The sequence below is a fragment of the Oscillospiraceae bacterium genome, from assembly GCA_025757985.1.
Taxonomy (GTDB): Bacteria; Bacillota; Clostridia; order Oscillospirales; family Ruminococcaceae; genus Gemmiger.
Genome location: CP107210.1, coordinates 2,391,114 through 2,405,860 on the forward strand (window position 1 = coordinate 2,391,114; position 14,747 = coordinate 2,405,860).

Annotated in this window: 13 protein-coding genes and 2 pseudogenes; 3 read left to right on the forward strand and 12 right to left on the reverse strand. The window is 50.5% G+C overall.

Annotated features, from left to right (window positions below):
- Positions 1 to 107: 107 nt before the first annotated feature.
- Positions 108 to 2,249, reverse strand: coding sequence for a helix-turn-helix domain-containing protein (locus tag OGM67_11430; GenBank protein ID UYJ34189.1), 2,142 nt, complete (start codon positions 2,247 to 2,249; stop codon positions 108 to 110).
- A 247-nt stretch (positions 2,250 to 2,496) separates the two neighbouring features.
- Positions 2,497 to 3,132: a hypothetical protein gene (locus tag OGM67_11435; GenBank protein ID UYJ34190.1), complete on the reverse strand. Its 636-nt coding sequence runs from the start codon at positions 3,130 to 3,132 to the stop codon at positions 2,497 to 2,499.
- A 244-nt stretch (positions 3,133 to 3,376) separates the two neighbouring features.
- On the opposite strand from OGM67_11435, the gene OGM67_11440 reads away from it, so the two are divergent.
- Positions 3,377 to 4,231 (forward strand): AraC family transcriptional regulator, encoded by an 855-nt coding sequence (locus OGM67_11440; protein ID UYJ34191.1) that lies wholly within the window; start codon positions 3,377 to 3,379, stop codon positions 4,229 to 4,231.
- A 52-nt stretch (positions 4,232 to 4,283) separates the two neighbouring features.
- Here OGM67_11440 and OGM67_11445 read toward each other — a convergent pair whose 3' ends face one another.
- Both OGM67_11445 and OGM67_11450 read right to left on the reverse strand, forming a co-directional pair.
- A complete protein-coding gene (locus OGM67_11445; GenBank protein ID UYJ34192.1) occupies positions 4,284 to 4,409 on the reverse strand; it encodes a hypothetical protein in 126 nt (41 codons plus the stop codon).
- Positions 4,410 to 4,697: 288 nt separating this feature from the next.
- A complete protein-coding gene (locus OGM67_11450; protein ID UYJ34193.1) occupies positions 4,698 to 6,422 on the reverse strand; it encodes a M23 family metallopeptidase in 1,725 nt (574 codons plus the stop codon).
- A gap of 328 nt (positions 6,423 to 6,750) precedes the next feature.
- Here OGM67_11450 and OGM67_11455 point away from each other — a divergent pair, with 328 nt between their 5' ends.
- Positions 6,751 to 6,957 carry a hypothetical protein gene (locus OGM67_11455; protein UYJ34194.1) on the forward strand — a complete coding sequence of 69 codons (207 nt, stop codon included), beginning with the start codon at positions 6,751 to 6,753 and terminating at the stop codon, positions 6,955 to 6,957.
- Between the two features lie 40 nt (positions 6,958 to 6,997).
- On the forward strand, positions 6,998 to 7,564 hold the full coding sequence (locus OGM67_11460) for a DNA-3-methyladenine glycosylase I (GenBank protein UYJ34195.1): 567 nt from the start codon (positions 6,998 to 7,000) through the stop codon (positions 7,562 to 7,564).
- Between the two features lie 126 nt (positions 7,565 to 7,690).
- Here the strand turns inward: OGM67_11460 and OGM67_11465 are convergent.
- The 8 genes and pseudogenes from OGM67_11465 to OGM67_11500 form a co-directional block, all read right to left on the reverse strand.
- A pseudogene (locus OGM67_11465) lies at positions 7,691 to 8,053 on the reverse strand (TraE family protein).
- A 361-nt stretch (positions 8,054 to 8,414) separates the two neighbouring features.
- The gene (locus tag OGM67_11470) at positions 8,415 to 8,894 is read right to left on the reverse strand and encodes a hypothetical protein (protein UYJ34196.1); all 480 of its coding nucleotides are present in this window, start codon (positions 8,892 to 8,894) and stop codon (positions 8,415 to 8,417) included.
- 737 nt (positions 8,895 to 9,631) lie between these two features.
- A complete protein-coding gene (locus OGM67_11475) occupies positions 9,632 to 11,596 on the reverse strand; it encodes a TraE family protein (GenBank protein ID UYJ34197.1) in 1,965 nt (654 codons plus the stop codon).
- Between the two features lie 26 nt (positions 11,597 to 11,622).
- Positions 11,623 to 12,009: a PrgI family protein gene (locus OGM67_11480; GenBank protein UYJ34198.1), complete on the reverse strand. Its 387-nt coding sequence runs from the start codon at positions 12,007 to 12,009 to the stop codon at positions 11,623 to 11,625.
- A gap of 11 nt (positions 12,010 to 12,020) precedes the next feature.
- Positions 12,021 to 12,857 carry a hypothetical protein gene (locus tag OGM67_11485; protein ID UYJ34199.1) on the reverse strand — a complete coding sequence of 279 codons (837 nt, stop codon included), beginning with the start codon at positions 12,855 to 12,857 and terminating at the stop codon, positions 12,021 to 12,023.
- A 33-nt stretch (positions 12,858 to 12,890) separates the two neighbouring features.
- Complete coding sequence (locus tag OGM67_11490; GenBank protein ID UYJ36226.1) at positions 12,891 to 13,160, reverse strand: glutamyl-tRNA amidotransferase; 270 nt, start codon at positions 13,158 to 13,160, stop codon at positions 12,891 to 12,893.
- 47 nt (positions 13,161 to 13,207) lie between these two features.
- Positions 13,208 to 14,326, reverse strand: a pseudogene (locus OGM67_11495) (type IV secretory system conjugative DNA transfer family protein).
- Between the two features lie 103 nt (positions 14,327 to 14,429).
- Positions 14,430 to 14,735: a hypothetical protein gene (locus tag OGM67_11500; protein UYJ34200.1), complete on the reverse strand. Its 306-nt coding sequence runs from the start codon at positions 14,733 to 14,735 to the stop codon at positions 14,430 to 14,432.
- Between the last annotated feature and the right edge of the window lie 12 nt (positions 14,736 to 14,747).

Genomic DNA, 14,747 nt, shown 5'->3' on the forward strand with positions numbered 1-14,747 from the left:
AGGCGTGTTATTTTCATTTTTCTGCAGTTCACCCAAATCTCTGCTGTTGCAAAAACGCAAAAAATCCCTGCCAGCTGTGCCTATACAGCTGACAGGGCAAAACCTTATTATTTATTCTGTGCTTCTTCTTGCGAGACACCCTTGCGGTAGTTCTGGGGTGATATCCCCGTATATTTTTTGTAAGCTCTAATAAAACTGTTGGCGCTGTTGAACCCGACGCGGTCAGCCAATTCCGTCGTTGATATGCCTGGGTTCGCATCCTGCAATGCCCGCGCCTGCTTGATCCGATATCCGTTCAGATAGTTCTTGAAGTTATCGTTGGTAAGCTGTTTGAACGCCAGGCTGCAGTACTGCGGTGTGATGCCTACATGATCGGCCACATCCGTCAAACCGATGTCGCGCATATAGTTTTCGTGGATGTAAGTGAGCATTTTTTGCATCAGCTGCGTATTGTCAGCACTGCGGCGTCCCGCCACAGCATGGGTCATTCCTTCCATACAGCCGCGCAGTGCTTTCACAGCAATTGTTTCCCCCTGGGAATCGTACTGCATGAGCACTTCAGCCCCCGAGACCGGACGTGGCGCCATACTTTGTACCTGCGCGGGCAGCAGATTATAGATACGGTTCGCCGTGCTGCTGAGCGCGAGAAGATAATTTTCGACCTGCTGAGGCGGCAATGTTTTACGGCCGAGATTGTCCCGCAGATTATCGTCAAGCGCCTCCAATGCTGCGTTGTCACCCTCCAGCACACCGTGTATGATTTCACTTTCAATCGAAACAGGATAGCGGAAATTGGCAGGGCCGCCCGTCTTGAATTGGTCGGCGCGCAAAATTTCGCCGGTATGGGTGACCGCATGCATGTCCAACGTGCGCAGCACTTGCCGATATGCCTGGCGAAAGGCGGTTATGCCGCGCATTTGCCCACCAACAATGGCTGTGACCGGCAGTTCTGCCAAATAGAGATTCAGTAACCTGCGGGTTTTTTCGCACGCATCTTCCGGCGTTGTGTCATACAAAATCAAAGCCCAGCGCGTGGGTTGAATGCCCAAGAACACCAAATGATCCTGCTGCGTATACAGCCGCATATCGTTTTTTGCGGCAAACAACTGGTCCCCATTGGCGCTTTCGTCAAAATCAAACAGAACAAGGCAGATAGACCGCGTACCCGGGTCTTCCGGATCGTGGGCCAATCCATATAGCAGCCGGATGTATTTTTCCTCTTTCTGCTGAAGTATCGTATCATTCAGGGCGTCGTGAATTTTCTTGTTGAGCAGCTGCAAATGCACTGTATTATCTCTCAACAAGGCAAATTCATCGGTTTGTCCCTTTACAGGCTGGATATCCAGTTCATGCAACAGCCGGTCAATCGGTTTATAGATCTGCCTTGTTATCAAGAACATAAAAACAGTCCCGATCCCCAACAGCAGAAGAAACACAAGAATATAGGTTCCTGCCTGCTGCAGCGATTTGTCCGGCACCAGGTAAACATATTGAAGGTGTTCGTTGACTATCGGCTCAATATAGACGCCTCTCGGCGTGGCGCTGTTCCCATCAATTGTTTTGACCAAGGTCTGGTTCTCTGGATCATTGCTGGCCAAGAGCCGCCCGCCTGACGCTAACGCCCAGGAGTTTTCGTCCTCTCCGCAGGGCAATAGGATGAAAAATACAACTTCACCTCTTACATATTTATGATAATACAGGCAGACCAACTCTTCAGCACAAGGCGTACCGGCAGTTGCCAGAAAATAGCTTCCGCCTTCCCGTGCCGTAGCTACGGCTTGTTCCCAAGCGGTCGCGTCCATGCCAAACTGTTCTGAAATATACGTGTCCTTGTCAAAAGAATAGCCGTTGATATACACGGCCGGGGCATAGGAGTTTAACTTCCACATGCCAACCGTGTACTGCAAACCTTCCAAACCAGTCATCTGCCTGGCCACAACACTATGCAGGCTTGCCGCAGCCAGACGTTCCTCTGCAGCCGAAGCGGCGGCAGCCCATTGCGAGACTTCACTGCTTAACCGAATGTTGTTAACGGTTTGTGCCGCCACTGTGTAAGTCACCGATAATGACTGGGCGTTGCTCTGTGCCAACATACGGTTTTGGTTTCTCTCGGTTTGCGCTGTATTACATATAACATTGCCCGTCCCGAATATCGTTATGCCCAGTGCAATCGCCATAAAAACCAGAAACATAATGCGCTGGTAGCGGTATTTGAAGGCTCCTGTGATCTTTTTTACAGTGTGTTTCAATCTTCATGGCTCCTTCAAATCGGATTTCCCGCTTGGTATATGGACAAGTTGGTGTTTTTATATTATAAAATATTCCTCAAGTTTTTTCAAGCTGTTTGTATAATATGTGAATTTTGTCCAAACGCACCGGTTTGATTGCTTAATTTGGGTGTATCTGATAAATAAAAGCATTTGTAAAATCGGTTTGCATTGTTAAGGGTCTTGTACCACATACACGGTGATTGTTTTGCGAATACCCGGTATGCCTTCAGTTTTTTGCAGGGATCCTGCACGTCATGTTCTCCAGCCAGCGGCCAACAGCCGAGACAGCCGGTCCCAGCAGGAACGCCATCGCAAGTGTAACGCCTGCAAAGGGAGCCCCGAAAAAGTATCCCAACACCGTTACAAACAAATCGTACAAAATTCGCAGAACGCTGAACGGCACCCGTTCGCCGATCACTTTGTGCAGAATGAAGGATAGCGCGTCATACGGTGAGGTGCCCAGATCCATATCCATGTACACAGCCGCAGCCAAAACGAACAGTGCTAACGCCGGAATTGCTACCAACACCCGAACAGAAAAGGTATTGAAAAAAGTTGCTGGCAGAACCTGATCCCATATCCAGGAGAAAAAGTCACAGGAGTACCCAACCAGCAGCATATTGGCAAAAGTTCCCAGTCCGATATAATGTCGGCCGCAGGCCAACACTACCAAAAACAGCAGAATGTTCAGTCCGGCCTGCCAGTTGCCGAACGAAATGCCCAATTTTTGGGAGATAGCCATGTTCATGGCGGTGTAGCTGTCGGTGCCAAAGCCGCACGGGTTCAGCCAGGAAATGGAAAAGCCCATCAATATAACGGCAACCAAAACCCCAACCACGCGGGGAACAATCTTTTTTCCCATTCTATTTTCTCCTTATTGCAACAAAGCATTGTGAAAAGCACAGTAATTCAATTTTGCGCCTCTGTGCCGCAAAGTAAACAATACCATAAAACCTTGCTTTTTTATTGCTTTTTTCAAATCAGCTTTCGCATCGGTGCCATCTGTAATCAATTGGCATTATAGCGTCTTGCCGCCTTGAACGTCTCGGTGTATAATCAGAAATAATAGGATATTATTCACTTTTGCGTCGAGAGAGGAGTGCTGTATGCGATATCTCGCAAGCTATGAGCGCAGTGTGCGTGGGACTTTTGATTTCCCTATTGAGCTGTACTATGTTGACTCTACGCATCTGCGCTACGAAATGCCCTATCACTGGCATATGGAACACGAACTGGTCCTGGTTTTACAGGGTACACTCCATCTCGCTGTTGACGGAACGCAATATGATTTAGCTGCGGGTGACAGCTTGATGATCCCTGACGGGGCGATTCACGGGGGTACGCCAGACAGCTGCATCTATGAGTGCGTTGTGTTTGATCTGGAACGCTTTATGCCGGATGCAAGCAAATGCGGTACCCGACTTGCGGACTTACGTGCATCAGGCGCACGCCTGGAATACCGTTTTTCTGCAGGTTCGACACCGGCAACGCTGGCAAGCGACTTGTTTCAATCCATGGAGACCGAAAACAGTGGATACGAATTTACCACGACCGGCCTCCTTTGGCAGCTCCTGGGTGAAATTTTGGTCCACCGCCTTTACCGAACTACAAACTCAGAAAACCTGCGGCAGTCACATCAAATCCGTGCGGTCAAAAATGTACTAAACCGTATCCGCAATGATTATGCAAAATCACTCACATTACAGGATTTAGCCAGCGAGGCTGGCTTAAACCCAAACTATTTCTGCAGGTCATTTCGCCAGGTCACCGGTAAAACTCCGATGGAATATCTAAATTATTACCGCATTGAATGCGCGGCAGAACTGTTGTGTAACACGCAGATCAGCATTACCGACATCGCCTTTCGGTGCGGCTTTCAAGATAGCAGCTACTTTGGGCGCATCTTCCGCAGAATGAAAGCAACCACTCCTCGCGCCTACCGTAAGGCACACAAGAAATAGCACCGCGCTGACGCGAGCTGCCTACGGCCGTTTGGCTGTCAATCTGGCGGCGTTATTCTTGTGGTTGAGAAGAAAGCGGCTGCTCCTCTGCAAAGGGCAACACCCACATTCTGTACGTGATCGGCTCAGCCGTGTTCGCCATGCTGACCTGGATCTTGGCAAAGATCGGCATTTCCAATGTCGAGTCCACCCTTGGCACCGCCATCCGCTCTCATCTGTGTATTGCAATTTTTTTGCAGATTATTTTCAATATTGGCACCCTGTTTCCTGCAATACAGCCATGCTATACTGTTTTGCCGATTCAAACCAGAACTGACGATATGTACAGTGCAAAAACACGCAGAAAAATCGGAGTTGTGTATACAGCACGCGAAAACTATAACAGGGTACGGATACGAGCTATCCTAGTAAAATCAAAACCAGTTTTCCTTTATTTTAGTGTTTTGACGGAATGGTGACACATCCATTAGAGAAAATGTTGCAACGGATTTGCACGATTTCCGTTTATCCTGACTTCCAAATGCAGATGGCTGCCGGTGGCGCGGCCGGTATGGCCGACATAGCCGATGATTTGCCCGGCCTGCACCTGCTGACCGGTGGTGACGCAGATGGACGAACAGTGTGCATATAGTGTTTCCAGCCCGCCGCCGTGGTCAATTTGGACATAGTAGCCGTAACTGCCGCCCCAGCTGTCAAGGCCGTTGGCAACGGTGACAGTTCCCTCCGCGGCGGCGAGGATGGGAGTACCCTCGGCGCAGGCAATGTCGGTGCCGGTGTGGGAGCTGACCTCGCCGGTGATGGGGTCCACCCGGTGTCCGAATTGGGAAGTTATTGTCCCAGCCACCGGCAGCGGCCATTGGAGCGTGCCGGTTGGGGCGCGGGTGCTGTCCGGGGTCAGGATTTCTCCATCGCCTTGCGCATAGCCGCCGAGTAGTTCAGCCCAGAGTTGTTCATATTGCGGGTCCTGCAAAAGCTGCAAGTAGTTGCTTTGGCGGGTGTTAAAGTGATAGTCTGCGGCCATCTCGGCCGGTGTTTTATGTGTTAGTTCTATCTCAAGCACGGTTTCGGTTATAGTTGTTCTGGTCGGCTGGCCGGTATCGTTGGTGGTTTCTATGGCCGTTGTTTCGGTGCGGGTTGTGTAATCAACCTCGTTCATAGCCCACATGATTTCTCGCAGCGTATCCACCTGTTCTTTTCCCAACGAAGCCACCGGGGAGCCGTGTTCGTTCCCGGATACATACGAAGAAAAGACCGCCAAGACGTCCTGCCAGCGGATGTAATATACATCATCGTTGGCAACAATGTCTTGGCGGTCATGCTGTACGGTATCGGAAATTGTTTCCAGTTTGTCGCGGTATTCGTCTGTGAGTGTTTCTACAGCCTCCTGCACGGAAATGGCATCTTTACCGGGCACATCGGCTGCAAAGAATATGCCATAGGCCGAGCCGGACACAAAGGCCACAAGGCAGATTATAATAACTATGTTCATGGCAATACTTGTGCCCGCAATCATTGCTGTTACAAGACTGCGCAGACTTTCGAGGAAGTGGCGAATTGCGGAAAGCGCGGCTTTGGTTTTCTGCTGTATTGCTGCGGCTCTGCTTTGTAAAGCTATTTTAATTTGCTGTGCAGAATTTTGTAATCGCTCCCGTCCTGTTATATTCCGCACAGTTTCGTTGGCCACAGTACGGACTTGCTTTTGTTCATAGCTTACGCCGCGAATCTCGTGCGACGTAACCTTGATGGTTGCGGCCTTTTCTCTTGCGCACTTGCGGGGCAAATTTGCCCCACGTTGCGCCGAACCGTGTACATCGAGCCGCTTGCCGCCGATGATCGTTTCGGGGCTTACATGGCGCTCTGTGGCGGCGTGGGCGCGTTCTTCTGCGACCCATTCGGCAGAGCGCTGTTGCTTGCGCTTTTCGTATTGCTTTTGGGCCAGTTGGCGCCCCTGCTTATAGCTGAAATCGAGGCTTCCACTAACCGCAGCGGTTGTTCCATCGGCTATGTTTCCCCAAGCTTGGTCTGCCTCCGCGTAGGCTCCCTGCTCACCAGAACCGTCCTGCTTTTCCATAGGAATATTCCGTTTTTCTTTGGCCTCTGTCCATGCCTTTTTCAGTGCTGTTTTGGGGATATTCCCTGCAGCATTTTCTGTCAGCACTCCGCCTGACAGCTTTTCTTTGATTTCTTTCATTGCATCACTCCGGTCATATTTTGTTCAAAGGAAATTTCAAAATCGTTCAAGAGTCTTTTATACTCCGCACACAAACTGCTGGTATACTATACTTGTAATCAAGAAACAGACGCGGGAGGGTTCCCGCAAGCATTACACACTGCGCCTTAGACCATGCCAGAGCAATTGCTCGGTCAAGGCCAGACAACAAACAAGGCTGTATGGCCATTACATATAAAAATCAAGCGATGTGTCAACCGACAGCTGGCACATCGTTTTTCTTTTTCTTTGCAAAAGTCCGGATATTTGCTATAATGGGGTCACATTACAAAAGTGAGGCTGTATCCGAATGAATCTATATATCAGTGCTGCCGAATATGACTACCACACCTTGCTGAAAGTTTCCGAAATGGCCGGTCTGGCGGGTATCATCGGCTTTCATGAGGCCGGGGACGGCTACTTGCTGACTTTCCCGGACGGCGAAAATGCACAGCCTCTTATCGATGACTACAAAGGTAGACTAAAAGACTTGGAAAATAACATCTGGATGCACTAAGGCAGACATAAAAATCGAAATTTGCAGGACGGAGAAACTTATGGAAGAATTGATACAAAGATGTTCATGGGCAACTACCGACTTATATAAAGAGTATCATGATAATGAATGGGGAAAGCCCGTTCATGATGAGAATAAACTATTTGAGATGTTAATACTTGAAGGTATGCAGGCAGGACTATCGTGGCTGACAATACTAAATAAAAGAGAGGCATTTAGAATTGCTTTTGATAACTTTGACTGCAAAAAAATAGCGCTATATGATGATGCAAAAATAGAAAAGCTAATGCAAAATAGCCGCATTGTTCGTAATCGGTTAAAAATCAAATCAGCAATAACAAATGCTCAACAGTTTATAAAAATCCAAGAATCGTATGGCAGTTTTGATTCGTTTATATGGTCCTATGTTGATGGTAAGCCAATTCTCAATCAGTTCCAAACTGAAACTGATATACCCGCAAGGACTGCACTCTCAGACCAAATTAGTAAAGACTTAAAAAAGCTTGGCTTTAAGTTTGTTGGTAGTACAATTATATATGCCTATATGCAGGCAATAGGGATTGTCAATGACCATGTAAAAGGTTGCCATTTGTATCCAAACAAATAGCATTTCACTTTCGATTGATAGAACAGCAGCTCAACAGGGTTGTTAAAGACTTTCTGTATCACAATTTCCAGTTTGTCGCATTCATGGGACCGCTTCGGCGGTCCTTTATTTTTATAACGCAAAGATTTACTCCCTTTTCTCAGATGGGTTGGTCGACATCAGTTTATAGAGCTTTGTATCCTTCGGGAAGGAATTGGTGAATGGAACAATGTTGCCCGCGCAGCGAATCAGCCCGCAGCCTGCGGGGACATTGGTGACGTAGCCAAGCTGGTTATCCGAGATGTTCAACAGCTTCGCCAGTTCCGCGCGGTCGGTGGCGCTCTGGTTCAGCATCACGAGAAACTCTGAGTTGGCCAGCATCAGGCGGGCAGTGTCGGAGCGCAGCAGTTCATCCACATTCTGCGTCAGCCCGGTCACAAGTCCGTTGTACTTACGAATCCGTTTCCACAGCTTATAGAAAAAGTTGGCGCTGTACTCATAGCGGAACAAAAATACCGATAGGTCAGACTCTTTCGAGCCTTTCGCCCCGGTCCACACCGTGCAAGCAGCTTTCACTGCACACGGCGTTCCATGGGATAAGTTTTTCATTGTTAATGCAGTCACTTTCAAAGTAAGGATTATATATATTTTTATAACGTAATAGCGGGAAGATTGGCACTTGTACGCCAGCGGTTGATTTTATCAAGACATGGTTTCTTATAACAACCTGTTTTTCGCAAGTAAAATTGAATACTTTCCGGAGTAGTAGCATGGATAAGCCTGTGTACATCCACATGAACTATACGCAAATTTGAATACTGGTCTGTTCCACCTAGATGTCGCGGCAGAAAGTGATGACAGTGAACTTCATTCACAGATAACAATTCCCCTGTGATTTCGCACTTTCCTTTGGATGCCACAAACCTTGCCAGTCTGTTATCGCAGTATTCCACACTTTGTAAGGGTGACATACGGTTCCCAAGTTCAAATAACACATCTGCATACCCTTCTTTACAGAGCATATGCTCTGTTGTACTAATCTATCCAGTACAGTCGGAATCCCTAATGGGCGCAATTTCCCGTTTGATTTAGGAATGTATACACGCCTAACAGCCTTGGGCTGACAGTTGAGCAGCTTTTCCTGCACTTTTCTTATTAGTTCAACATCTTCAAGTTTTGCATAGTCAGCAAAGGTTTTTCCATCTACACCGGGAGTATTACTTCCTTTGTTATTTTTCAGATTGCGATATGCCAGTCGGATATTTTGTGGACTGGCAATTATCGGCATAAGATGGTAGAATTTCTTTTTCATCATTCCTTGCCGATATAATTCGTCTTGAATTTCTACCATATTGTAGTATTCGGCGTACCGAATACCTTTCCGCTTTCTGATATCCTTTCTTCGCATAGTCAACACCACCTTTGTTGGTTGGTTTCTCTTAGTCATACTCGAACCTATGAATGTTGACTACATTATTTTATTGCACTTACTTTTGTGCCGCTGCTAGTTGCGGCACTCCCACTAGAGGCTGTTGCTCCATTTCCATTACAGAAATTTCATCGCTCGTGCCTCCGCTTTCACAACAATAAAGGCAGCTTATGTATTTGTCTGCCAACGGGTCTTAGCAGTCGCCACTGCTCACCGTTTGCTGCTTCCGACGTTCCAATAGAATGCGATACTGTACTTAGGTGCTTCCTTTGAGCCTGCTGATTTATACTGCCTTTAACAGTATTCCGACTTTCATTTCTACCCAACTACTTTTCGGTAATCAGCGTCCTGTTAGGACATACGCTTTTCAACGCATTCGAATTTTAGACCCTTTAAATCGTCAGTTCGTCCCCCTTGCGGGATTCTCACCATATACAGCCCACTACATAATCTTCGACAGCCTGTACCTCTACAAACATTTCCACAGCTAAAACTGTTTGGGTCGAATTTTTGCTCTCCAGCCTAGCTTTCCGACATTTTCACATGGCGCTGCTACTCATGCCGTAGGCAGTTTATGTGCGCCCCTTTGTGGTGTTAGCCACTCATTTGAGCAACATTCTATTAGTTGTATCAATAAATCTCATTGACCCTGTGACCTATTAAGTCACAGAACGTCTCGCCCTGTAAAACTCATCGCAGAAAATCCACGTTCTGCGCCCCTTCTTCCAGTTCTGGATAACGCGGTTGTAGATAGCATCCAGCGTCACCAGCATCCCCAGCGGCATAAGCTGCTCGCCCAATTCGCGAATGTCGTAGGCAATAATGCGCGCCTGCGTGTCCACATTGGTATGCCGGGCAAAGGTGTTCAGCGTGCCGGTAATGAACAACTCGGACGACAGCGCCAGCCCCTGCGCTTCGGGTTCTGGCTGCATCTGGAGCAGACGGTAAAAGTCCTGCAGCGTGGGCGGCGTGCCTTTGTAGCCGTTGCGGATGTAGGGCAGGTACACCTGCTCGGTGCAGCGACCGAGGATGGACTTTTCTTTCGCGGTCACCATGCCGTCACCGATCAGCTGCTCGAACAGCGACAGCACAAACTCCGACTTGCTGACGATGGGATTGCGCTCGTCACCGTAGGCGCGATCCATGTCCAGCGCATTGATGTGGGTATCGGAGGTTGCCGAGATGCTGATCACCTCGCCGCCGAGGGCTTCGGTCAGATAACCGAACTCACTTTCCGGGTCGAGAATGAGAATGTCATCCTCGGTAGAGAGCGCAATTTGCACAATTTCTTCCTTGGCGCTCATGCTCTTGCCAGAACCCGAAACGCCCAAACGGAAGCTGTTGCCGTTGAGCAGCAAGCGGCGATCCGCCACGATCATGTTCTTGCTGACGGCGTTCTGCCCGTAGTACAGACCGTTCGGCTGCATGATTTCCTGTGCGCGGAACGGAATCAACACGGCGGTGCTTTCGGTGGTGAGCGTGCGCAGAGCTTGGATCTTCCGCAGTCCATACGGCAGCACCGTGTCCAGTCCGTCTTTCTGTTGCCAGCGCAGCGTGGAAAGCTGGCAAAGGTGCTTGCGCGCTGTGGAGTAAAGCGTTTCGGTGTCGGAGTCCAACTGCTCCTTGCTGTCCGCCAGATGCACCAGCGTCACCAGCCCGAACATCATCCGCTGGTCGCGGGTGGTCAGGTCGTCCAGCATCTCCTTGGTTTCCTTGCGCTGGAGTTCCATATCGTAGGGAATCGTGGCTGTAAAATTGTTGTTGGCGTTTTGGCGGCGCTGCCAGTTTGCCACATTCGTTTCCACGCCCAGCAGTGTGCTTTGCAGCTGGCGAGCGGCTTCGTCTGTGGGAACCGGCAGGATGTCGATGGACAGCATCAGGTCGCGGTCAAGGTCACAGAGTTCCGACACAAAACAGTCCTTGATGTAGCTGGCGTAGTCCTGCAAATACAGCACCCGGCCATAGCGGGCATCCAGCTTGAAATGATCGGCGGCAAATTCCATGCTGTCGGGGCAGAACCAGTCCTTGAAATGCTGCCCGCGCTTGGCGTGTTCGTGGATGTTGAACTCCGCCGCAGCCTGTTCCCCTGCTTTGAAAAAGTCGCGGAAAATGTGCAAGCGCTCGTTCAGTGTCAGTTCGGTTGCCACCGAGGAAAGCTGTGCAAGGTGCGTCACCAGATCCGTGCCGACGCGGGCAAAGTAGCTGCGGGCCTCGTCTGGGTTGCGCTTTACAACGCTCACGGTCAGATAGCGTTCCCGCACAATGCTGTTGCTGGTGCCGGTGACCTGTGCGGTCAGCATCTGGTTGAATTCGTGGCGGTATTCGTCCAAGCCGTCATCCTTGTCGGGCAGCAGGACGCTGCGCTCGAACTCGGCCTTGTTGATGCGTCGGTTGTAAATTGTGATTTTTGCCGATGCGCCGGAGTCGAGGGCGTTCAGCAGTTCCGAGTAATCAAGGAACATGGACGTTTTGTCCTCTTTACTGGCGATGGCGTAGTTGATGTCGGTAAACGACCATGTTTTGGAATACTGGTTGCCGACTTGGAAAATCCCATCCGCAAGGATGCGGCGGATGGGAATGGCGTCCTGTACACTGCGCGGAATCCGGAACTTTTCGCGTTCCATCTTCTGCGCTTTCGTCAGGGTTTTAATCAAGCGTTATCCTCGCTTTTCTTCATAGGCTTGCCTCTCTTTCGTTTCATGCCCGCGCGGATGGCGGGCTGCATGGCTTCGTAGTAGTAACTGTCGGACTTGAACACAAGGCGTTTCGGGCAGAGGATTTCAGACTTGAACCACGCCCAAAGCACCTGTTCGGCGGTCATGCCGTGGTATGTAAAGAACCCGCAGGCGGCAAACGGCGCAGCACCTAAAATGCACATCCAACCGATTTCCTCGGTGCCGACATACGGCTGCAAGGCAAAGTGAATGCCCACCGCTACGCCGACCGCCAGCACCGAGCAAATAAACTGCCGCGTATTCAGCCCGAAAAAGATGTTTTCGTGGTAGTCGCGGACTTCTTTCGGTATTTTGATTTCCATAGATTGCCCCCTTATAGTCCCATAATTTCCTTAACGATGCGGTCATAGCCCTTGATGGCTCCTACCAGCACCAGCAGGTTGAACGCCAGTTCCCCAACGTAGGTCCAGACAGCCGTGACAACGGATGCGCTGGTATCCACGGCGGGTGGGCTGGACGAGATGGCGGAGAAAATAATGCAGGACAAGGCAATCACCACGCCCTGCAAGCAGACACCCGCATAGCTGCGAATGAAGTTTTTACCCACGCTGCTGGTGGGTTCACCCGCAAACGTGGACAGCGGAATCGGTGCAATGGCTGCATACATCCACAGGCTGAACATTCTGCCGTAGACCGTGAGGATCATGGTGAAGGATAAAACCGTAATCAGCAGCCCGCCGATTAGCGTAACCGCCCACAGCGGGATGCTATCCCAGAACCCCACGTTGTTTATGGCGTCGATCAACTCCTGTGGTAGTGTCACGCTGCTCATCCCGGAGCTGCCCGATTGGGTAATAATCGTAGACACCATGCCCTGCACGATAGAAAACACCGCCAGCATCAATTCCAGCCCATACGTCACCGCGCCTTTTGCCAGCGCAAAGCGGATAAACAGCTTTAGCGCGTGTTCCGGTTTCTTGACTTCTACAAAGCTGCCGCAGGTTTTCATAACGCCTACGGCAAAAAACAGCACCAGCAGCCCATAGCCAATCGCTTGCAAAGTGCCGTGAATGCCGGTCATCACGCCCCAGACCTGCCCGCCCTTGAATGTCTGCGGGCTTTCGGTCAGCAGCGACCAGATCTCCGCCAGCTTGTCGTTCCATGTGGAGAGCGCGGCATTTAAGTTGCTGACGATCCATGACTCACCCACAGGGCATCACCGCCTTTCCTCTTGGTGCGGCCCTCACGCGGTGATGATGTCGAGGATTTCCTTGGCAAAGGTAATCACCAGCCCGCCCGCCAGCGTCAAAAAGCCTTGACTGCGCTGGCTGGGGTCGTGGCTCTGCAAAGACAGACCGACCTGCACAATGCCCCACCCCAGCAGGATAAGCCCCACCGCGCGGATCAGCGAAAAGATGAATGTGGAGAGATTTTCGACCACGACCAGCGGGTCATCTGCGGCAAAGGCGGGCAGGGCAAAAACAACGCCGCACACCATGACGGCGTACAGCATGAACAGGCTGCGAGAAATTTTTACGGATTTTTTGTTGTTATTCAGCTTCATTTGGGCCTCCTAATTCTTTGTATGGTTGGCTTCATTTCTGCCGCTTCGGCGGGCAGAAAGTCGTCCATATCCAGCAGTTCATAATTTTCGGGTGCACCGGGCAGATCGTCCAGCGCATTGTCGGCGGCGGTGTAGTCATAGGGAGCCGCGCCGCCGTCCTCGGTATAGCGGATGTTCGGATGCTTCAGCAGATTGTATTTCAGGTCAACCACGGGGCGTTCCCCACGGATGAACAGGATGCACTTGCTGTTGTCCAGCAGCCGCACCTCGTCCGGGGTCATAAGGTCGCGCCCGGACTGCTGGTGGTTGATGCTGTAACTGCCGCTGCGCCCCTTGCTTTGGTTGTAACTGGTCGTGGAGATGGTTTCTTTGCCCAGCAGTTCCGAAACATATTTGTGGGTTTCTTTCTCGGTTCCGCCAAGGTAGAGAAACTCGTCACATAAGCCCACCAGCGACTCCCAATCATCCTTGTACATGGCTTTGAGCTGCGCCATGTTCTGCACGATGATGGAACAGAAAATTGCGCGGGAACGCATGGTGGCAAGGGCAGACAAAAAGGTGTCTTTCGGCAAGGAAATGTTCGCGTACTCGTCCATAAGGCAATGCACCGGCACAGGCAAACGACCTTTGTGTATGCGGTCGGCTTGGCGATACAGCGTTTGGATGAGTTGTGTGTAAATCATACCGACCAGATAGTTGAGGGATTTGTCCGAATCCGGGATGCAGCAGAACAGCGCAATTTTGCGCTCGCCCAATTCCTGCAAGTGCAGTTCGTCTGTCATCGTCAGCTTGGCGATGGACGGCAGATTGAATGCGGCCAAGCGTACACCCACACTGACGAGGATAGATTTCGCGGTCTTACCAGCCGCTTGTTTGAAAATGCGGTACTGCTTGCAGGCGATGCTGTCGGGTTCACGCATTTCCAAGCGCTCGAACAGGATATCCAGCGGGGATTGGTAGTTGTCATCATCCTCGTGGACTTCAGCAGCGGCGATCATTTCCATCACCATCGAGAAGTTTTGTTCTTCGGGCGGAGCCTCGTGCAGCAGGTACAGCATGAGGGCTTGGAGCAGCGCCGTTTCGGACTTTTCCCAGAAGGGGTCGTTGCTTTTTGAATGCGATAAAGGAACTGTTTCACGGACGCTTCATCCTGCATATCTGCTTGGGCGCGGACTCGGTCAATGATCGACCAGAATTTTTCCCATGTCATAGTCGGATTCACCAGATAAACAGCGGCGTGTGCGCGTGCAGCAGCCGGGTCAGTGCGTCATCCACGGCATCGGTGTAACCACCTTCGGCCAAGCGCTGGGTGCGCAGTTGGTTGAGGGCTGCTTTTGCCAGCCGATACTCTGCTGCCGACAGCGTCAGTTTGCCGCCCGTGGGCAGATCGTTCACCCGAAGGATGAGCCGTCCGGTCACCTCGGTGCTGCCGCCGTTGGCACGCTGGCCGTAGTAGACATCACCCAGCGCCCGGAGCAGGATGCTTTTGTTGGCACGGTCAAGTTTAACTTTACGTTCTGTCATTGTTTTTCACCA